This window comes from Streptomyces sp. NPDC044064, assembly GCF_056434245.1.
Genome location: NZ_JBWKFN010000028.1, coordinates 66,629 through 88,977 on the forward strand (window position 1 = coordinate 66,629; position 22,349 = coordinate 88,977).

Here is a 22,349-nt window from a genome sequence, read left to right on the forward strand (position 1 = left end):
CCACCACCCCCCCCCCCCCCCCCACCACCCCCCCCCCCCCCTCCCCCTCCCCCCCCCCCCCCCCCCCTCCCCCCCCCCCCCCCCCCCCCGTTCCCCCCCCCCCCCCCCCCCCCCCCCCCCCCCCCCGGCGTGCTCTCGCGCGCGTGCGCCGGATCAGACCTTCAGCGGCTTGATCGACGTCGGCGCGTGGCCGGGCTCGGTGGCCAGGTCCTCGAACTCGGAGATGTCACTGATGTCCATCGTCCGGCTCATCGAGATGTTGGTGATGCGCTCCAGGATCGCCTCGACGACGACCGGCACCCGGTACTCGGCGGCCAGCTTCTTCGCCTGCTCGAAGGCGGCGCCCAGCTGGTCCGGCTCGGTGACCCGGATCGCCTTGCAGCCCAGGCCCTCGGCGACCTTGACGTGGTCGACGCCGTAGACGCCGATCTCGGGAGCGTTGATGTTCTCGAACTCCAGGTTGACCTGGAAGTTGATGTCCAGGCCGATCTGCGCCTGCCGGATCAGGCCCAGATAGGCGTTGTTCACGAGAACGTGGACGTAGGGGATCCTGTGCTGGGCGGCGACCGCCAGCTCCTCGATCAGGAACTGGAAGTCGTAGTCGCCGGAGAGGGCGACGACCGGGGAGTCCGGGTCGGCCTTGGCGACGCCGATCGCGGCCGGGATGGTCCAGCCGAGCGGGCCGGCCTGGCCGCAGTTGATCCAGTGGCGCGGCTTGTAGACGTGCAGCATCTGCGCGCCGGCGATCTGGGAGAGACCGATCGTGGTGACGTACCGGGTCTGAGGCCCGAAGGCCTTGTTCATCTCCTCGTACACGCGCTGCGGCTTCATCGGCACGTTGTCGAAGTGGGTGCGGCGCAGCAGGGTGGCCTTGCGCTCCTGGGTGGAGGCGACCCACTCCGCGCGGTCGGGCAGTCTGCCCTCGGCCTTCAGCTCCTTGGCGACCTCGACGAACAGCTGCAGCGCGGCCCTGGCGTCGGAGACGACACCGTATTCCGGCGGGAAGATCCTGCCGATCTGGGTGGGCTCGATGTCGACGTGGACGAACTTGCGGCCCTGGCGGTAGACGTCGAGCTTGTAGCCGGTGTGGCGGTTGGCCCAGCGGTTGCCGATGCCGAGGACGAAGTCGGACTCCAGGAAGTTCGCGTTGCCGTAGCGGTGCGAGGTCTGGACGCCGACCATGCCTGCGTTCAGCTCGTGGTCGTCGGGCAGGGTGCCCCAGCCCATCAGGGTCGGGATGACCGGGGTCTGGGTCAGCTCGGCGAACTCGACCAGCAGATCGGCGGCGTCGGCGCCGATGACACCGCCGCCGGCGACGAGGACCGGGCGCTCGGACGCCAGGAGGAAGGAGATCGCCTTCTCGATCTGGGCGCGGGTGGCGGCCGGCTTGTAGACCGGGAGCGGCTCGTACGTCTCCGGGTCGAACTCGATCTCGGTGAGCTGGACGTCGATCGGCAGGTCGATCAGGACCGGGCCGGGACGGCCGGAGCGCATCAGGTGGAAGGCCTGCTGGAAGACGCCGGGGACCTGCGCGGCCTCCAGGACGGTGACCGCCATTTTGGTGACCGGCTTGGCGATGGAGGCGATGTCGACGGCCTGGAAGTCCTCCTTGTGGATCACGCTCGTGGGCGCCTGGCCCGTGATGCACAGGATCGGGATGGAGTCGCCGATGGCCGAGTACAGGCCGGTGATCATGTCGGTGCCGGCGGGGCCCGAGGTGCCGATGCAGACGCCGATGTTGCCCGGCTCGGTCCGGGTGTACCCCTCGGCCATGTGCGAGGCGCCCTCGACGTGGCGGGCGAGCGTGTGGCTGATCCCGCCGCCCTCCTTCAGCGCCTTGTAGAAGGGGTTGATCGCCGCGCCCGGCACACCGAAGGCGTCCGTGACGCCCTCGAGCTTGAGGATCTCAACTGCCGCGCGGGCAGCGGTCATACGAGCCATCGAGTACTCCTGCTTCGGCTGTCGGATGCGTACTCCCGTCGCGCCCCGCGGCGAGTACTTCCGTATTGCGGAAAGTAATTTCTACTATCTGAAATCAATGTAGGGGGGTCGCCGAAGGTCGTCAAGAGAGGGACAAGGAGGGTCGGGCAGGAGCACGATGGGGGGCGCAGTCCCGATGCGACGCCTGGAGTGGCCATGCCCGAGAGCGTGCCGGTGCGCTGTCCGGCCTGTCGGCGCGAGCACGTCTACACCGCGCCGCCCTACCCCTGCGCCTGCGGCAGGCCGTGCGCCCCGCGGCTGGACCCGGCGGCCGCGCCGGCCGTACTCGCGCACCGCACCTGGGACGAGGACTGGGTCACCGTGCGCTGCACCGCCTGCGGGCTCGCCAATCAGCTGCCGCACCCGGAGCTGGGCTGCCCGTGCGGCACTGTCCTGCGCATTCCGGTGAGCGACGCCCCGTCACCGGGGGCGCGCCCCGGGGCGGCCGTGCCGGGTGACACCCCGGCGCCGGCCGCACGGCCGGGAGCGGCCGCCCCGCGCTGCGGCGGACGGATCCCGTTCCAGCCCGTCACCATCCGCACCGCACGGGACGCCGTCACCGCCACCGCGCTGTACTTACGCTGGCTCGGCTACCGGGACATCCGCCGCGCCGACCAGCGGCCCCCGTCCGGCATAGGCCTGGCCGCGCCCGGCCTGGTCGCCCAGGTGGACCCCGCCGTGCGCCCGGCCTCGCTGCGGGACGTGGAGTGCCTGTGGCTGACGGCCATGACGGAGTCCGCGGGCTGTGTCTACTTCTCCCTGGCCGGATACGCCGAGGACGCCCGCGCTCGCGCCGACACGCTGGGCGTCCCCCTGTTCGTCCTCGACCTCACGGGCACCCCGACCCCGGTGAACGGCCCGGGCCGCAAACTCGCCAGGTCGGGCGCGGTCTGACCGGCCTAGACCCCGTACTTCTCCCGCAGCTCCACCTTGCGCACCTTCCCGGACACCGTCATCGGGAAGGAGCCGAGGATCTGCAGTCGGCTCGGGATCTTGTAGTGGGCGAGCCGGCCCTGGCAGAAGGCGCGCAGGTCCTCCAGGGTGAGAGGGTCGGCCGCATCGTGCGGGATCACGCAGGCGAGGACCTCCTCGCCGTACTTCTCGTGCGGCACCCCGACGATCTGCACGTCCCGGATCTTCGGGTGGGCGTAGAGGAACTCCTCGATCTCGCGCGGGTAGATGTTCTCGCCGCCCCGGATGATCATGTCCTTGATCCGGCCGACGATCTCCACGTACCCGTCCTCACGCATCACCGCGAGGTCCCCGGTGTGCATCCAGCGGCCCGCGTCGACGGCCTCGGCGGTCTTCCCGGGCTCGTTCCAGTAGCCGAGCATCACGCTGTAGCCACGGGTGCACAGCTCGCCCGCCGTGCCGCGCGGCCGGGTGACCCCGGTGGCCGGGTCGACGACCTTGACCTCCAGGTGCGGCAGGACCCGGCCGACGGTGCCGGTGCGGTGCTCCAGGTCGTCCTCGATGCGGGTCTGCAGGGAGACCGGGGAGGTCTCGGTCATCCCGTAGCAGATGGACACCTCCGCCATGTGCATCTCGGCGACCACCCGCTTCATCACCTCGACCGGGCAGGGCGAGCCCGCCATGATGCCGGTGCGCAGGGACGAGAGGTCGTACGACGCGAAGTCGGGCAGGTTCAGCTCCGCGATGAACATGGTCGGGACGCCGTACAGCGACGTGCAGCGCTCCTGCTGGACCGCGTCCAGCGTGGCCTTCGGGTCGAAGGACGGCGCCGGGATGACCATGCAGGCGCCGTGCGAGGTGGCGGCGAGGTTGCCCATCACCATGCCGAAGCAGTGGTAGAAGGGCACCGGGATGCAGATCCGGTCCTGCTCGGTGTAGGCGACCGACTCACCCACGAAGTAGCCGTTGTTGAGGATGTTGTGGTGGGAGAGGGTGGCCCCCTTGGGGAAGCCCGTCGTGCCCGAGGTGTACTGGATGTTGATGGGGTCGTCGCAGGACAGGGCCTCGAACCGGACGTCCGGGGTCGCCCGGCCGAGCAGCGCCTCCCAGGCCGGGTCGCCGAAGTGGACGGTCTCCCGCAGCTGCGGGCACCTGCCCCGCACCTCCTCGACCATCGCGCGGTAGTCGCTGCTCTTGTGGCTGAGGGAGGCGAAGAGCAGCGAGATACCGGCCTGGTTGAGGACGTACTCGACCTCGTGGGTGCGGTAGGCCGGGTTGATGTTCACCATGATCGCGCCGATACGGGCGGTGGCGTACTGGACCAGCACCCACTCGGGGCAGTTGACGGCCCAGATGCCCACCCGGTCGCCCTTGGCGACACCGCTCGCGAGCAGTGCGCGGGCCAGCGCGTCGACGTCCGCGCCGAACCGGGCGTACGTCCAGCGCCGCCCCGACGGCACGTCGACGAGCGCCTCACGGTCCGGCCAGGCGGCGACGGCCCGGTCCAGGTTGGCGCCGATCGTGTCGCCGAGCAGGGTCGTCCCGCTCGTGCCGTGCGTGTACGACGATTCCGAGGTCACCGGAAGTCCTCCTCGCGGTACTCGTCCTGCGAGCCCGCGGCCGTGGCCTCGCGCAGCTCGATCCGGCGGATCTTGCCGGAGACGGTCTTGGGCAGGGCGCCGAACTCCAGGCGGCGGATGCGCTTGTAGGGGGCGAGGACCTCACGGGAGTGCTCGAACAGCACCTTCGCGGTGTCGGGTCCGGGCTGCCAGCCCTCGGCGAGGACGACGTACGCCTTGGGCACGGCCAGGCGCAGCTCGTCCGGTGCGGGCACGACCGCGGCCTCGGCGACCGCCTCGTGCTCCAGCAGGGCGCTCTCCAGCTCGAACGGGCTGATCTTGTAGTCCGAGGCCTTGAAGACGTCGTCCGCGCGGCCGATGTACGTCAGGTAGCCGTCCTCGTCCCGGGAGGCGATGTCGCCGGTGCGGTAGTAGCCGCCGGCCATCGCCTCGGCGGTGCGGTCGGGGTCGCCGTGGTAGCCGGTCATCAGGCCCACCGGGCTCTCGGACAGGTCGAGGGCGATCTCGCCCTCGGTGGCGCCGGGGGCGCCGGAGACCGGGTCGAGGAGTTCGACGCGGTAGCCGGGGCTGGGCCGGCCCATGGAGCCGGTCTTCAGGAGCTGGCCGGGGCTGTTGGAGACCTGGACGGCGGTCTCGGTCTGCCCGAAGCCGTCCCGGATGGTGACGTCCCAGGCCCGGCGGACCTGCTCGATGACCTCGGGGTTGAGCGGTTCACCCGCCGCGACGACCTCGCGCGGCGGGGTGGCGAGCTGGCTCAGGTCGGCCTGGATGAGCATGCGCCACACGGTCGGCGGGGCGCAGAAGGTGGTCACCCCGGCCCGGTCCATCTCGGCCATCAGCCGGCCCGCGTCGAAGCGCGCGTAGTTGTGGATGAAGACGGTCGCCTCGGCGTTCCAGGGGGCGAACAGGTTGGACCAGGCGTGCTTGGCCCAGCCGGGCGAGGAGATGTTCAGGTGCACGTCACCGGGCCTGAGGCCGATCCAGTACATGGTGGCCAGGTGCCCGATGGGGTACGAGGTGTGGGTGTGCTCGACCAGCTTGGGGCGGGCGGTCGTACCGGAGGTGAAGTACAGCATCAGCGGGTCGTCGGCCAGCGTGGGCCCGTCCGGGGTGAACGCGGCGGGGGCGGTGTACGCGTCCTCGTACGCCTCCCAGCCCTGCGGCACCCCGCCGACCGCGATCCGGGTGTAGGCGCCGGGCACGTCCGCGAACTTGGCGGCGTCCTCGGCCCGTACCAGCACGTGCTTCACCCGGCCGCGCTCGACCCGGTCGCGCAGGTCCGCGGGGCCGAGCAGCGGGGTGGCCGGGATGACGACGGCGCGCAGCTTCATCGCGGCCAGTGCGGTCTCCCACAGCTCGGCCTGGTTGCCGAGCATGACCAGGATGCGGTCCTCGGCGGCGACGCCCCGCGCGCGCAGGTGGTTCGCGACCCGGTTCGAGCGCTCGGCCATCTCGGCGAAGGAGAGGCGGGTCTCGGTGCCGTCCTCCTCGACGATGTGCAGGGCGGTCCGGTCGTTGCCGTCGGCGATCACGTCGAACCAGTCCAGCGCCCAGTTGAAGTGCTCGGGCCGTGGCCAGGCGAAGCCCTCGTGGGCGGTGGCGTAGTCCTCGCGGTGCTCCAGCAGGAAGTCCCGGGCACTCCTGAAGACCTCGGTCGCCGTCGTCATCGGTTCCTCCTAGCTCTCCGGGCGCGGCCGGGCGGCTCACTCCCGTGTTCCGGACCATTGCCGGGCGGCTCTCTGGCATCGTCTAATCCGTGATGCAGGTCTCACTACCCCCGAACGGGGGTGTGGTCCCCCCACGTGACCGCTCCGAAGGAGTGAAGAAGAGGTGTCAGCACAGGCCGTGGCGGCGGTGGAGATACGCGGTGCGCTGGTCCGGCTGCGGCGCACCACCGGGCTTCCGGTCGCCTTCGGCGGCCTGGTCGAGTACGGGCGGCCGCAGATCCGCATCAGCGAGCTGAGCGGCACGGCCACCGCCGCCCTCAGCTCGCTCGCGGTGACGTCCGGCAACGGGCTGGGCGGCAAGGCGGTCGCGCTGGCGCGGCCGTGCGCCGTCACGGACTACTCCAGCTCCCGGCAGATCAGCCACGAGTACGACGTCCCGGTGGCCGCCGAGGGCATCCGCTCGGTGCTCGCGGTGCCGGTCGTGGTACGGCGGCGGGTGCGCGGGGTGCTGTACGGCGCGCTGCGGTCGGCCCAGCCGCTGGGCGACCGCACGCTGGGCGAGGCGGTGGCGGTGGCACGGGACGTGGAACAGGCGCTGGTGGTCCGGGACGAGGCACGGGTACTGCTGGCGGCGGCCCTGCCGGAGCCCGCCGACGGGCCCGACGGGCAGGGTGCCGCCTGGGAGCAGGTGCGCGAGGCCCATGCGGCGCTGCGCGCGCTGGCGCCCCGGATCACCGACCCGGGTCTGCGCGCCGAACTGCTGGCCGCCTGCGGGCTGCTGGCCGTACCTCGCCCCGCCGGGGGCGCGAGCCTGGCGCCACGCGAGCTGGACGTGCTGTCCTGGGTGGCGGCGGGCGCGACGAACGCGGCCGTGGCAGAACGACTGGGCCTGCGCCCGGAGACGGTGAAAGGGTATCTGCGCTCGGCGATGCGGAAGCTGGGCGCGCACACACGAGGGGAGGCGGTGACGGCGGCGAGGCGGGCCGGACTGCTGCCGTAGGCGGTCCCGTGGGGTTCTCGGCGGCAGCCGTGAGGAACCTTGCCCATTCAAGCGACGTCGCTTTGAATTTACCTATGCGTGACCGTTTGTTATTTCCCTCACCACGGCTTCCGTCCGAATTTAAAGGATCGTTGCTTAGAATTTGGCCCGGACACGACACAGGAGGGGAGCGGTGACCGTGCGACGGGACTTCCAGGAGCCTGCCCGATGCCGCCCCGACCTGCTCATCGGCCGCGAGGAGCTGTTCGCCGCGGCCCGTGACCAACTCGGCTCGGGCGGCAGTGTGCTCCTGCACGGCCCCGCCGGAATAGGGAAATCCACTGTCCTGCGGGCATTGGCCGAGGAATACGGCGCCAGCGCGCGCACCGTCTTGCGCTGCTCCGCCACGGAGTCCGAATCCCACCTCCCCTTCCTGGCCCTCGCCGACCTCCTCGGTCTGGTCCTCGACGACGTCTCCCCGCGGCTGCCCGCGGCCCAGCGCACCGCCCTGGAGTCGGCGCTCACCGGACGCGGCGAGTCCAGCCTCCAGCGCGACGGCCTCGCCCTGCGCCTCGCGGTGCTCTCCGCGCTGCGCGCGCTCGCCGCCCGGGGACCGGTCCTGATCGTGGCCGACGACCTGCAGTGGCTGGATCCGGCCAGCGCCGAGCTGCTCGGCTTCGCCGCCCGCCGTCTCGAGGGCACCCCGGTGCAGCTGCTGTGCGCGGTGCGCACGGAGGGCCAGGACAGCCAGGAGTACGACCGCCATCTGCGCGCCTGCCCGCCGGACACGCTCGCCGTCCGGCTCGGCCCGCTCACCCGCGCCCAGGTGGCACAGCTGATCGACCACCGCGGTCACGGCAGCCTGCCCCGCTCCACGGTGCGCGAGATCCACCGCACCAGCGGCGGCAACCCCCTGTTCGCCCTGGAGCTCGGCCGCGCCCTCGCCGAGAGCCCCACCCCGCCCCGGCCCGGCGAGCCGCTGCCGGTGCCGACCTCGCTGCGCGCCCTGGTGCTCAGCCGCCTGGACATGCTCTCGGTCGAGGCCCGCCGCACCCTGCTGGTGGCCAGCGCCGGCGCCCGCCCCACCCCGGCGCTGCTGCACGCGGCCGGCCGGGAGAACGCCGAGGCCGAGTGCGCGCAGGCCGCCGAACTCGGCCTGCTCGCCACCGAGCCGGACGCGCCGGCCGTGCGGTTCGCGCACCCGCTCATCTCCGCCGCGCTGTACGCGGAGGCACCCGCCCAGGAGCGGCGGGCCGCACACGCGGCCCTGTCCACCGCCGCCTCCGACCCGATCGAGCGGGCCCGGCACCTCGCCCTCGCCACCACCGGCACCGACCCGGAGGTGGCCGCCCGGCTCGCCGAGGCCGCGGCCCTCGCCCGGGACCGGGGCGCCCCGTCGGTCGCCGCCCAGCTGGGGCTGCTCGCCGCCCGGCACACCCCCGCCGACAGCGCCCCCGGCCCCGACGAGCGACGGCTGCAGGCCTCCGAGGACGCGATCACCGCGGGCGATCTCGACCTGGCCCGGGACATCGCCCGCGAGGTGCTCACCCGGGCGACCGTGCCCGCCGAGCGGGTGCGGGCCTGGATCATCGTCATCGACACCGCCGGCCACACCATGGCGGAGGTCGACGCCGTCTTCCCGCAGGCCCTCGCCGACGCCGGCGACGACCCGCGGCTGCTGGCCCTCGTCCACTACCAGCTGGCATGGCGGGCGCTGATCGTGGCGGGCGACTTCACCGAGGCCCGGGAGGCGGCCGCGCACGCCGCCGAGCTGGCCGAGCGCGGCGGCGACCGGCGCACCGAACTGCTCTCCCTCGCCTTCCAGGCGCAGACCGAGACCCTGATGGGCCATCCAGAGGCCCCCCGGACCATCAAGCGCGCCCTGAAGGAGCCCCAGGACCCGACGGTGGCCTGTCATCACAACGGCGCGGGCAGCGCCCGGTTCCGCTGGCTGGTCATGGGCGACCAGCTGGCCGAGGCCCGGGCGACGGTCACCGCGCTGCTGCGCGAGGTGCGCCGGCGCGGCTCGGTGGAGAGCGAGGTGCACTTCCTGCGCGGCCTCGCGGAGACGGAGCTGCACGCCGGGCACTGCGGCCGCGCCCTGGAGGTGGCCCGCGACAGCCTGCGGCTCGCCCGGGACTCCGGTATCGGCGAGACCGCCTCGGCAATGCTCACCTCGCTCGCGGAGGCCTCCGGCGGGGACGTGGACCGGGCGCTGGCCCTGGCCCGGGAGGCGGTCGAGCACGCCGAGGAGGACGGCGACCAGATGTACCTGTCCCGGGCGCTGGGCGCGCTCGGGTACGCCCAGTTGGTGGCCGGCGACCCGGCCGGCACGGTGCGCTCGCTGCGCCGGGTGCGCCGCCTGGAACTGGGCCTCGGCATCACCGACCCGGCGCGCGGCCGCTGGCACGGCGACCTCGCCGAGGCACTGGTCCGCATCGGTGAGCCGGCCGAGGCGCAGGACGTCATCGACGCCACCCGCGAGCACGCCCTCAGGCTCGGCCGGGAGAGCGTCATCGCCGTGCTCGACCGTGCGGAGGCGCTGGTGCGGGCCGCGCACGGGGACCACGAGGCGGCCGTCGCCCAGCTGACGTCCGCTCAGGACCGGCTCGCGAAGCTCGGTTACGGTCTCGAGGAGGCCCGGGCCGCGTTCGCGCTGGCCCAGCTGCGCGCCCGGCGCCCGGAGGGCGGCCAGCGCAGGCCGACGGCGTACGACGAGGCCTCCCGGCTCTTCCGCCGCTGCCTCGCGCTACCGTGGCTGCGCCAGGTGGACGAGGCCCTCACCGCCCCGGAGCCCGAGCCGGCCCTCGCCGTGCCGGACACCACGGACGAGCTCGACGCACTGGCAGGTCTGGCCGCGATGGAGCGTCAGGTCGCGGCGCTCGTCATGGAGGGCGCCACGAACAGGGAGATCGCGTCCCGGCTGTTCGTCAGTGTGAAGACGGTCGAGGCGACGCTGACCCGGGTCTACCGCAAGCTGGGGATCCGCTCTCGGGTGGACATCGTCCGTTTGGCGGCGGCGCGGCGCGCGAAGTGACGGCTCGCCAGGTTAACTGATCCGGACCGAGGGTTTTCCCTCACCCAACCCCCTAGGGGGTTCCCTCATTGGGAGCCGAGGGTGCCGGGTCCTAGCGTAAAGGGCGTGCCGCTCGCCCGGGCACACGGGGGTCGGTCCCGCGACCCCCGTGCATAACCCCCACCCGCGCGACCCCCCACCGGCAACCCCCACTGAGGAGACTCATGTTCGGGTCAAGACGTGCCAGACAGACCGCCGCGAGCCTGGTGGCCACCGCCGCCGCCGCGGTGACCGCGCTGATCGCCTCCCCCACGGCGAGCGCCGCACCCCAGCCCATCGTGGGCGGTACGACCACCACCACCACGGCGTACCCCTTCACGATGCAGATCACGGACGCGTCCGGCAACCAGTTCTGCGGCGGCACCCTGGTGGCCGCCAAGAAGGTCGTGACGGCCGCGCACTGCATGGTCGGCGAGTCGACCAGCAGTGTCCGTGTGGTCGGCGGCCGGACCTATCTGAACGGCACCAACGGCACGGTCAGCCGGGTGAGCAAGATCTGGATCAACCCGGACTACAGCGACGCCACCAACGGCGACGACGTGGCCGTCCTGACCCTCTCGACGTCGATGCCGTACACCGCGGCGAAGTACGTCTCCTCGTCCCAGACGAGCGTGTACGCGGCCGGCACCACGGCCCGCATCCTCGGCTGGGGCACCACCTCGGAGAACGGCAGCTCCTCCAACCAGCTGCGGACCGCGACCGTCCCGATCGTGTCCGACTCCAGCTGCAAGAGCTCCTACGGTTCGGACTTCGTCCAGTCCGACATGGTTTGCGCCGGATACACGTCCGGTGGCGTAGACACCTGCCAGGGCGACAGCGGCGGTCCCCTGCTCATCGGGGGCGTCCTGGCAGGGATCACTTCCTGGGGCGAGGGGTGCGCGGAGGCGGGTTACCCGGGTGTGTACACCCGGCTGACCACCTTCTCGAACCTCGTGACCACGCAGGTCAACTCGTGACCCGGAAGCAGCACACCTGAGCATCCCTCAGGTAGATACCAGGGGGCGTTGCGGGCCACCACGAGCGGCCCGCAATGCCCCCTCTCCACGCGCGTACGGCGCTGAGACGTCCGGGGGGCGATTCAGCGCCGTACGACGGTGCCGAAACGGATGTCGTACGACGTTCCGGGGTGCATCGTCGCCAGCATCCGGGCGCCCTCCGCGGTCACGTCCTCCCGCTGGGCCTTCGTCAGCTCCCCGAAGGGCTCGATGACCAGGGTGTCGCCGTCCGGCTTCCACAGTCCGGCCAGGAAGCCGTCGACGAGGAGAGTGCGGTAGGCCTGGTTGCCCTGCCAGCTGCGGCCCCAGTACTCGGGGGGTATGACACGGGTGCGGTCCGCGTGGGAGAGGAGCAGGTTGTCGAACTCGGGCAGGAAGCGGGGCGGGGCCGGGGTGTCGGGGTCGGGGCGGGGCGCATCGGGCAGGTCGAACAGTTCGACTCCGTTCGGGTCCCGGAAGGTGAGCAGCCTCGGGCGCAGCCGTTCGAAGACGTCCTTGAGGCGGGTGAGTCCGGCCCAGGTCTGCATGTCCTTGACGGAGGCGGGGCCGAACGCGGCGAGGTAGCGCAGGACCACGGCGTCGGCGGCGGGGGCCGGCTCGGCCGGGCGGCCCAGCCAGTGCTCGGCCGTCGTCAGCGCCACCTGTCCGCTGCGGCCCCACAGACCGCGCGGGGTCACCTGGACCAGGGGCAGCCGGCAGCGGGCGGCGACACCGAGGGACTGCGGGTCGGCCTCCGGCCACTCGGCGCCGAGCGCCTCGCGCAGCTGGGCCATGGTCCGCGGCTCGGTCTCGACCAGCTCCCGGGCGAGGGCGGCCAGCCGGTCGAGGTCGACTCCGGCGAGGCCCTTGCGGAAGTTCGTCAGCTCCCGGTCCCGGGCGGGCTGGACGAGCGGCCGGAGGGTCAGGCAGTCCTCGGCGGTGTGGGTGTGGATGGTGGACCGCAGGGTGACGATCCGGGCGGCTGCGCGGTCGGCGAGGAGCGCGGACATCTGCTCGGGGGCGAATCCTTCGAGGCGGGCGTCGAGGGCGTAGTACGGGGGCCTGACGTTCTGCGCCTGCAGGCCGACGAGGTGCCGTACGGCGTCCGCGGCGGACAGCGGGGAGCGGCGCAGCAGGAGCTGCCGGTCGAGGGTGGCACGGTTCAGGGCCCGGATGTCCAGGAGGGGAGCCGGCGCCGCGCTGCTCTTCGTCATGCCCGCACGCTAGCGCCGGTTGCGGACACCTTCTGTCCGCGACTCTCACCGAACCCTGCACCGGATCACGGCACCCGGACCCGCGGACCGCGGCTATCCTGCCCGTATTCCACTTCGTGATCACGCCGTACACAGGCTCGACGGAGAGGCCGGCCGATGTCCGAGCGCCCAGGCGGCAAGAACGGCGGCCGCAGGTCCGTCTGGCGCCGTGCCGTCACCGCGGCCCCCTCCGCCGAGACCACGACGGCCGCCCCGGAGCCCTCGGAGCCGGCCGAGCCGGCCAGTGTCGTCCAGGCGGCGCTGTACCGGGACGGCGTCCGGGTCTCCTCCCCCGCCACGCTCGCCGAGACCTTCCGCGAGCTGCGCGAGCAGCCCGCGGGCATGGCCTGGATCGGACTCGCCCGGCCCACGGCGAAAGAACTCCTCTCCCTGGCCGCCGAGTTCGATCTGCACCCGCTCGCCGTCGAGGACGCGATGGAGGCCCACCAGCGCCCGAAGCTGGAGCGCTACGGCGACACGCTCTTCGTCGTCCTGCGCGCCGCCCGCTACCTGGACGCGCCGGAGGAGGTCGACTTCGGCGAGCTGCACGTGTTCGTCGGCCCCGACTTCGTCATCACCGTCCGGCACGGCGCGGCCCCCGACCTGTCCGCGGTCCGCCGCCGCATGGAGGACTCCCCCGAGCTGCTGAAGCTGGGCCCCGAGGCGGTCCTGTACGCGATCCTCGACGCGGTGGTCGACGGCTACGCGCCGGTCGTCTCCGGCGTCCAGAACGACATCGACGAGATCGAGACGGAGGTGTTCCGCGGCGACCCCGCGGTCTCCCGCCGCATCTACGAACTCTCCCGCGAGATGGTCGAGTTCCAGCGCGCCACCCGCCCGCTGGTCGGCATGCTGCACGGCCTGATGGCGGGTTTCGCCAAGTACGAGACCGACGAGGAACTCCAGCGCTACCTCCGTGACGTCGCCGACCACGTCACCCACACCAGCGAACGCGTCGACGGCTTCCGCCAGGCCCTCACCGAGATCCTGACCGTCAACGCGACCCTGGTGACCCAACAGCAGAACGCGGAGATGCGGGCCCTGGCGGAGGCGGGGTTCGAGCAGAACGAGGAGGTCAAGAAGATCTCGTCGTGGGCGGCGATCCTCTTCGCACCGACGCTGGTCGGGACGATCTACGGGATGAACTTCTCCCGCATGCCGGAACTGCACTGGGCGTTCGGGTACCCCTTCGCGATCGGGTTGATGGGGGTCGTCTGCGTCAGCCTGTACGTCATCTTCAAGCGGAAGCACTGGCTCTAGAGCCCTCGGTCCTCGCTCGGCGCGGTCCGCCATGTCACAGCCGGAGCGGCTGTCTCGTCCTGGGTGGAGAAACGCAGTCTCACCCGGACAGGAGCTGGATCGTGAACGAGCCCACCACTCACCAGAAGGTGGCACTGGTCACCGGGGCGAACAAGGGGATCGGCCGTGCGGTCGCCGGGCAGCTCGCCGCGTCGGGCATGAGGGTCGTGATCGGCGCCAGAGACCTGCGGCGCGGCGAGGAGGCCGCCGCCGAGGTGTGCGCGGCGGGCGGCTACGCGCACGCGGTCACCCTGGACGTGACCGACGCGACGACCGTCCAGGAGGCCGCGCGGGAGATCGAGGAGCGCTTCGGCCACCTCGACGTGCTGGTCAACAACGCGGGCATCACCGGCTCGGGGCAGGTCTCGCCCGAGGACGCCCGCGATCAGATCCCCAGCACCGTCGACCTGGACATGGTCCGGGCGGTGTTCGAGACCAATGTCTTCGGGGTGATCGCGGTGACCAACGCGATGCTCCCGCTGCTGCGGAAGTCACCGGCGCCGCGCATCGTCAACGTCAGCAGCGCCGCCGCGTCGCTGACCATCACCAGTCAGCCGGACGGCCCGCTGTCGGGGCTGCCGACGTCGGCCGCCTACATGCCCTCCAAGACCGCGCTCAACGCGCTGACGGTGCAGTACGCCCAGGAGTTGCGCAAGGACGGCTTCCTGATCAACGCCGCCGACCCCGGCTATGTCGACACGGACATCAACGACCACCGCGGGTACCTCACCCCCGCGCAGGGGGCCGAGGTCGTGGTGCGGCTGGCCACGCTCGCGGCCGACGGGCCGACCGCCTGGTTCTTCAACGCGGACGGACCGCTGCCCTGGTAGCCGACGCGATGACTGCATTCGGCACAGGTGCCGCCGCGGAGTTCGAGGAGCTGCGGCCGCTGCTGTTCTCGATCGCCTACCGGATCCTCGGCAGCGTCGGCGAGGCCGAGGACGCGGTCCAGGAGACCTGGCTGCGCTACGAGTCCTCCCCGGCCCGCCCCGAGTCGGCGAAGGCCTTCCTCTCGGCGGTGGTGACCCGCATCTCGATCGACGTGCTGCGCTCGGCCCGGGTCCGGCGCGAGGAGTATGTCGGTCCGTGGTTCCCGGAGCCGCTGCTCAGCGACCCCTATCAGGACCCGGAGCGCTCGGCGGAGCTGTCCGACTCGCTGTCGATGGCGGCCCTGTTGCTGCTCGAACGGCTCAGCCCGCTGGAGCGCGCGGTCTTCGTGCTGCGGGAGGTGTTCGCCTTCGGCTTCCCCGAGGTCGCTTCGGCCGTCGGGCGGTCGGAGGCCGCGTGCCGGCAGCTCGCGGTGCGGGCGCGCCGGCACATGGACGCGGGCCGGCCGCGGTTCGAGGCCGACCGGCGCGAACGCGAGGAACTCGCCCGGCGGTTCCTCGACGCCTTCCGGGAGGGGGACGTCGACGGACTGCGGGAACTGCTCGCCGCCGATGTGGCGATGGTCGGCGACAGCGGCGGCAAGGCCCCGCAGTGGAGGCCCGCCTTCCGTGGCGCCGGGGACGTGTCCCGGGTGCTCGGGGTGATCGTCCTGTCGTACGCCCGGATCGGCGGCGTCATGGAGCCGCACGAGGTGAACGGGCAGCCCGGCGCGATCTTCCGCGACCGGGAGGGCCGGGTCATCAACACCTGGGCGCTCGACGTCGTCGACGGGCGGATCCAGACGATCCGCTCGGTGCTCAACCCCGAGAAGCTCGCGCACGTGGGACCGGTGGCGGACACCTGGGCGATCCTCCGCGAGGCGAACCGGGGACCGCACCGCCACACGTTCAGCACACCGGAAACGGAAGAGGAGAATCGGACATGATCAGGACCGGCGTCATCATCGGCAGCACCCGCCCCGGCCGGAACGGCGAGCAGGTGGGCCTGTGGGTACGCGACATGGCGGCCGAACACGCGGGCGACGCCGCGGACTTCGAGCTCGTGGACCTGCAGGACCACGCGCTGCCGCTGCTCGACGAGGCAGTCCCGGCGCGCAGGGCTCCGGGGCAGCGGCCGCACACCCGGCGATGGGCCGAACGGATCGGCTCGTTCGACGCCTTCGTCGTCGTCACCCCCGAGTACAACACCGCCCCGCCCGCCGCCCTGACCAACGCCATCGACTACCTCTACGACGAGTGGGGCGGCAAGCCGGTCGGCTATGTCGGTTACGGCTTCTACGGCGCGGTCATGGCGGTGCAGAAGCTGCGCGCGCAGGCGGGGCCGCTGCGGATGGCGGACATCGGGCCGCAGGTGGCGCTCACGCTGCGCGAGGACTTCGTGAACTTCACCGAGTTCAAGCCGCAGGAGCTGCGTACGGTGGAACTGCATGGCCTGGTGGACGAGTTGCTGGCCTGGGCGGGGGCGCTCGGTCCGCTGCGCGCAGCCGCCTCCCAGGCCTCTGCCTGAAGCCCGGCGGGCGGCGGCGGTCAGCGGTTCTCGAGGGGCATCAGCTCGGTGGTGAACGCCTCGACGAAGGCGCGGCGCGAGGCCACCGGGCCCGCCGGGCGCACCACGAACTTCGACAGGCCGGCGTCGGTGAGCCGGCGCAGGTGTTCGCGGGCGTCGGCCCAGCCCCAGCACAGCAGGGTGCGCGGGTCGGCGACGTCGGGGCGGTCCTGGCGCAGCCGGGCCAGCAGGGCGTCCACGGCGTGCTCGTCGGCGTCGTCCTGGACGATCGTCAGGTAGGTGCCGTAGTGGTCCTCATCGATCGTGCGGTCCGCGCGGTCGGCGGCACTCACGATCCGGGCCCGGCAGCCTTCGGCCTCGGCCGGGGTGATGTTGCTGCCGAGCCAGCCGTCACCGAGCCGGCCGACCCGGTCCAGGGCCGCCGGGACCCGGCCGCTGAGCCACAGGTCCATGGGTCGTGCGGGCAGCGGGGCGACCGAGGCCCCGTCCAGGTGGAAGTACCGGCCGTGGTGGGTGACGACCGGCTCGGTCAGCAGGGCCCGCACCAGGCCCAGTGCCTCCTCGAACACGTCGGCGCGCCGCCCGTCCGGCACGGGGAACACCGTCCGGTCGGCGCGCCGGGCGGGGCGGACGCCGAAGACGGGCAGGACGCGGCGCGGGGCGAGCGCGGCCAGGCTCGCCAGCTGCGCCGCGAGCACGGCCGGGTTGCGGCCGGGCAGGACGACCACGCTCATGCCCAGCTTCAGCCGCTCGGTGAGACCCGCTGCGTAGCCGACGCCGACCAGCGGATCGACCACGCCCGGCGCGGAGACCAGGTCGGACAGCCACACCGAGTCGACTCCGTGCGACTCCAGCTCGGTCACCAGACGGGCCAGGTCGGGATCGCCGGGCGGTGTACCGCGCTCGGGCACGTTCCCCACGCCGATGCGAATCTTCATACCGGTATCAGATCGCCTTTCCCGCCGGCCGTCACTTCCCTGCCTCGGTGCCGGCGCGCCGGAGCAGCCTGCCGAGCGTGGTGGCCGTGGACAGGACGGCGCCCTCCGCGGTCCGGTTGGTGCCCTCGGCCAGCGCGATGCCGTCGGTGATGGTCGCCTCCGTGGTGAGGCGGCGCCAGGCCTGGATGGGGACGTGCCGGGTCCAGCGGACGCCCAGGTCCAGGGTGATCGGCTGGACGGTGCCGACTCCCTCGCTGCGGAACACGCACTCCAGCAGGAAGCTGTCGAAGAGCAGCAGGTCGACGGCCGCCCCGTGGGTCGCCTCGCCGATCAGGTCCGGGCGGCCCCTGACCCAGACCTCGCACCGGGGGACGCCGTCGCCGAGTCCGGCCGGGGTGAGCGGGTAGTCGATCGCCCGTACCTCGAGGTTCTTGAAGAAGGCGACCTCGTCCTCCAGCCATGTCACCGGGGCGGCCGTTTCCGGGGGCTCCACGTCGGTCCCTGACCGGTCGGCCGGCACCAGGGCGCTGTCGAGCAGCCAGGCCTGGGCGGTGAAGACGAGTTCGTCGCCCTGGGTCAGGTCGACGCGGACCAACTCGGTGCTCCGGCCCTTCCGGATGGTCTCGACGCGGCCCTCGATGGGGCCGGGCGAGGCCGCCCGCGGATAGGAGCCCTGGATTCCGCCGAGGACGAGATGCGGTGCGGCGGCCCGGGCGACCTCGCTGGCGAACGCCGCCACACAGCCGCCGAAGACACGGCCCGCGAACATCCATTCCTCACCGACCGTGCCCCGGAAGCCCGAGCTCGACGGGGTGACTGCGAAGGCGGTCTCAAACGACAACGGTTTCTCCCTTGAATCGGAGGACGGCGGCGGCCACGATGCCCTGGGGTTCGGCCGAGGTCAGCAGTGCGAACCGCTCGGCCGGTCCCGAGGCGGCGGCATGGCTCAGAACGGCCGCCAGCTGGAAGGGACCTGACGCGGCATGGACCTGGCCGAGGGTTTCCGTCAGCGGCGGCAGGACCGTCGCCTCGGGGCACACCGTGGCCAGAGCCTTGGACTCCGCGTCGTCCGTCGTTCCCGAACCGACGGCGGCCCACACCCGGTCGGGCGAGGTACGGGTCAGTACCCGGTTCGCGGCCTTGACCACGGCCGAGCCGATGTCGCCGTCCATGGCCACCACCGAGGCGACGGCGAGCACCTCTGCCAGGCCGTCGGGGGCGCTGCGCTCCAGACGGACCATGGCGCAGCCCTCCGCCAGCGGGGCGGTGCCGTCACCGACCCACGTGCGCGCTTCGGTGAGTTCCTCGGCGGCGCCTGCGAGAAGGGTGTCGGCGCGGCCCGTCAGCAGCAGCCGCCGGCAGTAGCCGAGGGCCGACAAACCGGTGGACCGGCCCCCGGCGAGCGTGGCGTTGGGTCCTCTGAGCCCGTGCCAGATCGCGGTCTGGCTCGCGACGCTGTTCATGGCCGCGTTCTGGATGACCGACGGCTGGATGTGGTACGGCTTCCCGCGCAGGAGTGAGGCCCTGTTGACGTCCAGGATGTTCTGGGCGCTGCCGTTCGTCGTGCCCAGCACCAGCCCGGTGCGCTCACGGTCGTCGTCCTCGGTGAGCAGCCGGGCGGAGGTCGCGACGGACAGGGCCGTGGCGCGGCTCATGGCGCGGGTGCCCTGCTGCCCGAGGAACTCGCGCGGTTCGAAGTCCGGCACCGGCCGGGGGCCGTCGGGAAGCGGCCGGCCCGTCACGGTGCCCTGCGCGAAGTCCTGGTCGTCGGTGCCGTACGGGGACAGGGCCGACCAAGCGGTAATGATCATCGGGATTCCTCGTAACGGCCCAGCAGGACGATGGCGTTGTTGCCGCCGAAGGCGAAGCCGTTGTTCTGCACGATCCGCACGTCGGCGGCGACCGACCGGTTGGGGACGCAGTCGATGCCGAGTTCCGGGTCCGGCGTCCGGTGGTTGACCGTCGGCGGTATGAAGCCCTCGTTGACCGCGATCGACGAGGCGATCGCGCCGAGCGCGGCGGAGGCGCCCATCGTGTGACCGAGCATCGACTTCAGCGAGATGACGGGGGGCGTCCGGTCGCCGTAGACGGACCTGATCGCACGGATCTCCGTCACGTCGTTGGACTTGGTGCCGGTTCCGTGTGCCGAGATCAGGTCCACGTCGTCGGGCCGCACCCCGGCGTCGCGCAGTGCCGCCTCCATGCACCGCTGGATGCTCTTCTCCTCGGGAGCGAAGGCGTGGTGGGCGTCGCAGTTGAGCCCGTAGCCGAGCACCTCCGCGTGGATGGCCGCTCCCCGCGCCCGCGCCGACGTCAGGCTCTCCAGGAGCAGGATTCCCGCTCCTTCGCCGCTGAGGATGCCCTGACGGTCGGCGTCGAACGGGCGGCACCGGTCGGGGGACATGATGCCCAGCCGGTAGAACGAGGCGAACGACCGCCGGCAGGTGGCGTCGACGCCGCCGACCAGGGCGTAGTCGGCGTCCCCGACGCGGATGGCGTCCAGCCCGTCCCCGATCGCGTAGTTGCCCGCGGAGCAGGCGGTCGGGAAGGTCATGGGGGTCACGTCCTCCAGCCCGAACTCCCAGGCGATGGAGGCGGACAGGCGATGGGTCCCGGCGCGTTCGACGAGCGCCGGGTCGACCGTTTCGGCTCCGCGCGCGACCGTGTCGGCGGCCAGCGCGTCGAGGTCCCGCGCTTCGCCGTCGGCGGTGCCGACCGAGATGTGCCCCGGCCGGTCACGCAGCTCCGCGGCGTCAAGTCCCGCCTCCGCCAGCGCCATTCGGGCGGCGGCGACGGCGAAGGCGCTCGCCCGGCCGAGCTGGTCCACCGGGGTCCGGGTGAGCCAGTCGGCCGGCTCGAACCCCGTGACCTCGGATCCGTTGGCGTAGGCGAATCCCGTCGTGTCGAACGCGGTGAGGGGCGCGACCTCGTTGCGGCCGGCCCGCAGCCCCGCGGCGAACTCCGCCACGCCGAAGCCGATGCTCGACACCACGCCGCGGCCCGTGACGACGACCCGCTCCGGCGTACCGGTCATGCCTCGGCCAGGACGTCGTAGATGCCGGCCAGGCTCACCATGCGCGGGGCCTCGGCCTGGTCGATGCTGACGTCGAGGGTGTCCTCGAGGGCCGTCAGGATCTCGATGACCGCCAGCGAGTCGGCACCGAACTCCTCGGTGTACACCGTCGTTTCGGTCAGTTCGGCGGGCTCGACCTCGAGGATGTCGCAGACGATCTTCTTCACGCGTTCCCGGAGGTCGTCGGTGATCTCTGCCATGTCGGTCTCCTTGTCCGTAGAGCGTTGTCGGTAGTACGCGGTGCGTGGGGCGTGCCGGCCGGTCAGACGCCGATGATGTTGACGCCGCCGTCGACGTGCACGATCTCCCCGGTGGTCGAGGGGAACCAGTCCGACAGCAGCGCCACGCAGGCCTTGGCCGCCGGAACGGGGTCGGCGGTGTTCCAGCCCAGCGGGGCACGCTCGCCCCAGACGCCGGCCACCTCCTGGAATCCGGGGATGCCCTTGGCGGCCGGGGTGTCCAGCGGCCCGGCCGCGACCAGGTTGACGCGTACGCCCTGCGGTCCGACGTACCTCGCGAGGTAGCGGGAGCACGCCTCGAGTCCCGCCTTGGCGACGCCCATCCAGTCGTAGAGCGGCCAGGCCTGGGAGGCGTCGAAGTCCAGGCCCACGACCGAGCCGCCGTTCTTCATCAGCGGGAGGCAGGCCACGGTCAGGGACTTCAGGGAGTAGGTGGAGGCGTGCATCGCCGCTCCCACGTCGTCCCAGGAGGTGTTGAGGAAGTTGCCGCCGAGTGCGGTCTGCGGAGCGGCTCCGATCGCGTGCACGACACCGTCGAGCGCGGGCACATGTTCGAGTACGCGGTCCGGCAGTTCCGCCATCTGCGTCGCGTTCGTGACGTCGAGTTCGATGACGGGCGGCGTGGCGTCCGGGCCGGAGGGCAGACGCCTGGCGATGCGTTCGGTCAGCCCGCGGCGGGGATAGGCGGTGAGGAGGACCTGCGCCCCTTGTTCCTGCGCGATCTTCGCTACGTGGAATGCTATGGAGTCCTGGGTGAGCACCCCGGTGACCAGGATGCTCTTTCCCTCGAGGATTCCCATGAACGGCTTCCCCTCTCAGAGTCCCATGGCCAGGCCGCCGTCGACCGGCAGGACGGCTCCGGTGACGTAGCCGGCGTCCGCACTGGCCAGGAAGCGCACGACCTTGGCGACCTCTTCGGGCGAGGCGGTGCGGCCGAGCGGGATGCGCTCCTTCGCGGCCGCCTTGATCTGGTCGCTGAGTCCCGCGGTCATGTCGGTGTCGACGAACCCGGGCGCGACCACGTTCACGGTGATGTTCCGCTGGCCGAGCTCCCGGGCGAGCGAGCGGGCGAATCCGACCAGTCCCGCCTTCGAGGCGGCGTAGTTGGACTGGCCGCTCTGGCCGTTGAACGCGACCACCGAGGAGACGAAGACGAGCCTGCCGGAGCGTGCCCGGATCATGTTCTTCACCGCGCGCTTCGCGACCCGGTACGCGCCCCTCAGGTTGGCGTCGAGCACCGCGTCGAAGTCCTCTTCGCGCATCACCGCGAGGATCTTGTCCCGGGTGATCCCGGCGTTGGACACCAGTACCTCGACGGGGCCGTGTTCCGCCTCGACCTTGGCGAAGGCGCTGTCCACGTCCTCGGCGTTCGTCACGTCGCACTTCACGCCGAACAGTCCGTCCGGCGCCTCGCCCGACCGATAGGTCACGGCCACGGCGTCGCCGGCGGCGGCCATCTCCCGGGCGATGGCCAGGCCGATCCCCCGGTTTCCGCCGGTCACCAATACCGATCTCGTCATCATTGCCCCCGAATCAGGATGGTTGTCATGCGGTCCGCAGCGGTGCGGCCTCGCCCAGCGCCTCGACCAGCCGAGGGGGCAGCAGCGTGCTGCCCGATCCGTCGGTGGCCACCGCGACATAGACGATGCAGCCGGTGGCGGTGATCTCGCCGTCGCGGGTGAAGGCGAAGTCCAGGGTGAAGCTCTTCTTGCCGATCCGTGCGGTGCTCATCAGCACCTTGGGCCGGTCGGTGAGGGTGATGGCCGCCTTCCAGTCGATCTCGACGTGGGCGACGTGCACGTCGACACCCAGCTCGGACCAGGAGGAGTACGGCAGGTCACGCGCGAGGAAGAAGCCGTCCACCGCCTCGTCGACGTGGGCCAGGTACCACATGTTGAACATGACGCCCTGGCGGTCGATCTCGAAGAAGCGGGGCAGGACGGGATGTTCGAACACCGGGCCGTCCTCGGTCATGGGGTCTCTCC

At 72.0% G+C, this 22,349-nt stretch carries 20 protein-coding genes; 8 read left to right on the forward strand and 12 right to left on the reverse strand.

Annotated elements, in window-relative coordinates; genetic code table 11:
* Positions 1 to 153: 153 nt before the first annotated feature.
* Positions 154 to 1,941, reverse strand: coding sequence for a glyoxylate carboligase (gene gcl, locus AC07DS_RS35145; protein ID WP_479152003.1), 1,788 nt, complete (start codon positions 1,939 to 1,941; stop codon positions 154 to 156).
* Between the two features lie 195 nt (positions 1,942 to 2,136).
* On the opposite strand from gcl, the gene AC07DS_RS35150 reads away from it, so the two are divergent.
* Positions 2,137 to 2,874 (forward strand): hypothetical protein, encoded by a 738-nt coding sequence (locus AC07DS_RS35150; protein ID WP_479152006.1) that lies wholly within the window; start codon positions 2,137 to 2,139, stop codon positions 2,872 to 2,874.
* 5 nt (positions 2,875 to 2,879) lie between these two features.
* Here the strand turns inward: AC07DS_RS35150 and AC07DS_RS35155 are convergent, their stop codons facing one another.
* Together AC07DS_RS35155 and AC07DS_RS35160 are read right to left on the reverse strand one after the other, a co-directional pair.
* On the reverse strand, positions 2,880 to 4,472 hold the full coding sequence (locus AC07DS_RS35155; RefSeq protein WP_479152008.1) for an AMP-binding protein: 1,593 nt from the start codon (positions 4,470 to 4,472) through the stop codon (positions 2,880 to 2,882).
* On the reverse strand, positions 4,469 to 6,139 hold the full coding sequence (locus AC07DS_RS35160; protein WP_479152010.1) for an AMP-binding protein: 1,671 nt from the start codon (positions 6,137 to 6,139) through the stop codon (positions 4,469 to 4,471). The genes AC07DS_RS35155 and AC07DS_RS35160 overlap by 4 nt, the downstream gene beginning before the upstream one ends.
* 163 nt (positions 6,140 to 6,302) lie before the next feature.
* Between AC07DS_RS35160 and AC07DS_RS35165 the strand changes: the two genes are divergently transcribed.
* From AC07DS_RS35165 to AC07DS_RS35175, 3 genes are all read left to right on the forward strand, one after another.
* Positions 6,303 to 7,139 (forward strand): helix-turn-helix transcriptional regulator, encoded by an 837-nt coding sequence (locus AC07DS_RS35165; protein WP_479152013.1) that lies wholly within the window; start codon positions 6,303 to 6,305, stop codon positions 7,137 to 7,139.
* A gap of 172 nt (positions 7,140 to 7,311) precedes the next feature.
* Positions 7,312 to 10,155: an ATP-binding protein gene (locus AC07DS_RS35170; protein ID WP_479152017.1), complete on the forward strand. Its 2,844-nt coding sequence runs from the start codon at positions 7,312 to 7,314 to the stop codon at positions 10,153 to 10,155.
* A gap of 203 nt (positions 10,156 to 10,358) precedes the next feature.
* Positions 10,359 to 11,150 (forward strand): S1 family peptidase, encoded by a 792-nt coding sequence (locus AC07DS_RS35175; protein ID WP_145880556.1) that lies wholly within the window; start codon positions 10,359 to 10,361, stop codon positions 11,148 to 11,150.
* Between the two features lie 122 nt (positions 11,151 to 11,272).
* Here AC07DS_RS35175 and AC07DS_RS35180 read toward each other — a convergent pair whose 3' ends face one another.
* Positions 11,273 to 12,382, reverse strand: coding sequence for a winged helix DNA-binding domain-containing protein (locus AC07DS_RS35180; RefSeq protein ID WP_479152019.1), 1,110 nt, complete (start codon positions 12,380 to 12,382; stop codon positions 11,273 to 11,275).
* A 156-nt stretch (positions 12,383 to 12,538) separates the two neighbouring features.
* On the opposite strand from AC07DS_RS35180, the gene AC07DS_RS35185 reads away from it, so the two are divergent.
* The 4 genes from AC07DS_RS35185 (at position 12,539) to AC07DS_RS35200 (ending at position 16,114) form a co-directional block, all read left to right on the forward strand.
* Positions 12,539 to 13,681: a magnesium and cobalt transport protein CorA gene (locus AC07DS_RS35185; RefSeq protein WP_479152020.1), complete on the forward strand. Its 1,143-nt coding sequence runs from the start codon at positions 12,539 to 12,541 to the stop codon at positions 13,679 to 13,681.
* Between the two features lie 101 nt (positions 13,682 to 13,782).
* A complete protein-coding gene (locus AC07DS_RS35190; protein WP_479152022.1) occupies positions 13,783 to 14,550 on the forward strand; it encodes an SDR family NAD(P)-dependent oxidoreductase in 768 nt (255 codons plus the stop codon).
* Positions 14,551 to 14,558: 8 nt separating this feature from the next.
* Entirely contained in the window at positions 14,559 to 15,533 is a 975-nt protein-coding gene (locus AC07DS_RS35195) for an RNA polymerase sigma-70 factor (protein WP_479152024.1), read from the forward strand.
* Positions 15,530 to 16,114, forward strand: a complete 585-nt coding sequence (locus AC07DS_RS35200) for an NADPH-dependent FMN reductase (protein WP_479152028.1) — start codon at positions 15,530 to 15,532, stop codon at positions 16,112 to 16,114. The genes AC07DS_RS35195 and AC07DS_RS35200 overlap by 4 nt, the downstream gene beginning before the upstream one ends.
* A 20-nt stretch (positions 16,115 to 16,134) precedes the next feature.
* On the opposite strand, the gene AC07DS_RS35205 is transcribed toward AC07DS_RS35200, so the two are convergent.
* From AC07DS_RS35205 to AC07DS_RS35240, 8 genes are all read right to left on the reverse strand, one after another.
* Positions 16,135 to 17,052: a TIGR03854 family LLM class F420-dependent oxidoreductase gene (locus tag AC07DS_RS35205; RefSeq protein ID WP_479152030.1), complete on the reverse strand. Its 918-nt coding sequence runs from the start codon at positions 17,050 to 17,052 to the stop codon at positions 16,135 to 16,137.
* Positions 17,053 to 17,083: 31 nt separating this feature from the next.
* Positions 17,084 to 17,893 carry a thioesterase family protein gene (locus tag AC07DS_RS35210; protein ID WP_479152032.1) on the reverse strand — a complete coding sequence of 270 codons (810 nt, stop codon included), beginning with the start codon at positions 17,891 to 17,893 and terminating at the stop codon, positions 17,084 to 17,086.
* A complete protein-coding gene (locus AC07DS_RS35215; protein WP_479152035.1) occupies positions 17,883 to 18,863 on the reverse strand; it encodes a beta-ketoacyl synthase N-terminal-like domain-containing protein in 981 nt (326 codons plus the stop codon). Before AC07DS_RS35215 ends, AC07DS_RS35210 begins: the two co-directional genes overlap by 11 nt.
* On the reverse strand, positions 18,860 to 20,086 hold the full coding sequence (locus tag AC07DS_RS35220) for a beta-ketoacyl-[acyl-carrier-protein] synthase family protein (protein ID WP_479152038.1): 1,227 nt from the start codon (positions 20,084 to 20,086) through the stop codon (positions 18,860 to 18,862). Before AC07DS_RS35220 ends, AC07DS_RS35215 begins: the two co-directional genes overlap by 4 nt.
* Positions 20,083 to 20,325, reverse strand: coding sequence for an acyl carrier protein (locus tag AC07DS_RS35225; protein WP_479152040.1), 243 nt, complete (start codon positions 20,323 to 20,325; stop codon positions 20,083 to 20,085). Before AC07DS_RS35225 ends, AC07DS_RS35220 begins: the two co-directional genes overlap by 4 nt.
* A 62-nt stretch (positions 20,326 to 20,387) precedes the next feature.
* Positions 20,388 to 21,164, reverse strand: a complete 777-nt coding sequence (gene fabI, locus AC07DS_RS35230) for an enoyl-ACP reductase FabI (protein WP_479152042.1) — start codon at positions 21,162 to 21,164, stop codon at positions 20,388 to 20,390.
* Positions 21,165 to 21,179: 15 nt separating this feature from the next.
* Positions 21,180 to 21,884 (reverse strand): 3-oxoacyl-ACP reductase FabG, encoded by a 705-nt coding sequence (gene fabG / locus AC07DS_RS35235; protein WP_479152044.1) that lies wholly within the window; start codon positions 21,882 to 21,884, stop codon positions 21,180 to 21,182.
* Positions 21,885 to 21,909: 25 nt separating this feature from the next.
* Complete coding sequence (locus AC07DS_RS35240) at positions 21,910 to 22,338, reverse strand: acyl-CoA thioesterase (protein ID WP_479152047.1); 429 nt, start codon at positions 22,336 to 22,338, stop codon at positions 21,910 to 21,912.
* Between the last annotated feature and the right edge of the window lie 11 nt (positions 22,339 to 22,349).

Bases quoted from the DNA above. Each gene is read 5' to 3' on its own strand.
- gcl (WP_479152003.1), bottom strand. From the start codon at position 1,941: ATGGCTCGTATGACCGCTGCCCGCGCGGCAGTTGAGATCCTCAAGCTC.
- AC07DS_RS35150 (WP_479152006.1), top strand. From the start codon at position 2,137: ATGCCCGAGAGCGTGCCGGTGCGCTGTCCGGCCTGTCGGCGCGAGCAC.
- AC07DS_RS35160 (WP_479152010.1), bottom strand. From the start codon at position 6,139: ATGACGACGGCGACCGAGGTCTTCAGGAGTGCCCGGGACTTCCTGCTG.
- AC07DS_RS35175 (WP_145880556.1), top strand. From the start codon at position 10,359: ATGTTCGGGTCAAGACGTGCCAGACAGACCGCCGCGAGCCTGGTGGCC.
- AC07DS_RS35180 (WP_479152019.1), bottom strand. From the start codon at position 12,382: ATGACGAAGAGCAGCGCGGCGCCGGCTCCCCTCCTGGACATCCGGGCC.
- AC07DS_RS35185 (WP_479152020.1), top strand. From the start codon at position 12,539: ATGTCCGAGCGCCCAGGCGGCAAGAACGGCGGCCGCAGGTCCGTCTGG.
- AC07DS_RS35195 (WP_479152024.1), top strand. From the start codon at position 14,559: ATGACTGCATTCGGCACAGGTGCCGCCGCGGAGTTCGAGGAGCTGCGG.
- AC07DS_RS35200 (WP_479152028.1), top strand. From the start codon at position 15,530: ATGATCAGGACCGGCGTCATCATCGGCAGCACCCGCCCCGGCCGGAAC.
- AC07DS_RS35205 (WP_479152030.1), bottom strand. From the start codon at position 17,052: ATGAAGATTCGCATCGGCGTGGGGAACGTGCCCGAGCGCGGTACACCG.
- AC07DS_RS35215 (WP_479152035.1), bottom strand. From the start codon at position 18,863: ATGATCATTACCGCTTGGTCGGCCCTGTCCCCGTACGGCACCGACGAC.
- AC07DS_RS35220 (WP_479152038.1), bottom strand. From the start codon at position 20,086: ATGACCGGTACGCCGGAGCGGGTCGTCGTCACGGGCCGCGGCGTGGTG.
- AC07DS_RS35225 (WP_479152040.1), bottom strand. From the start codon at position 20,325: ATGGCAGAGATCACCGACGACCTCCGGGAACGCGTGAAGAAGATCGTC.
- fabI (WP_479152042.1), bottom strand. From the start codon at position 21,164: ATGGGAATCCTCGAGGGAAAGAGCATCCTGGTCACCGGGGTGCTCACC.
- fabG (WP_479152044.1), bottom strand. From the start codon at position 21,884: ATGACGAGATCGGTATTGGTGACCGGCGGAAACCGGGGGATCGGCCTG.
- AC07DS_RS35240 (WP_479152047.1), bottom strand. From the start codon at position 22,338: ATGACCGAGGACGGCCCGGTGTTCGAACATCCCGTCCTGCCCCGCTTC.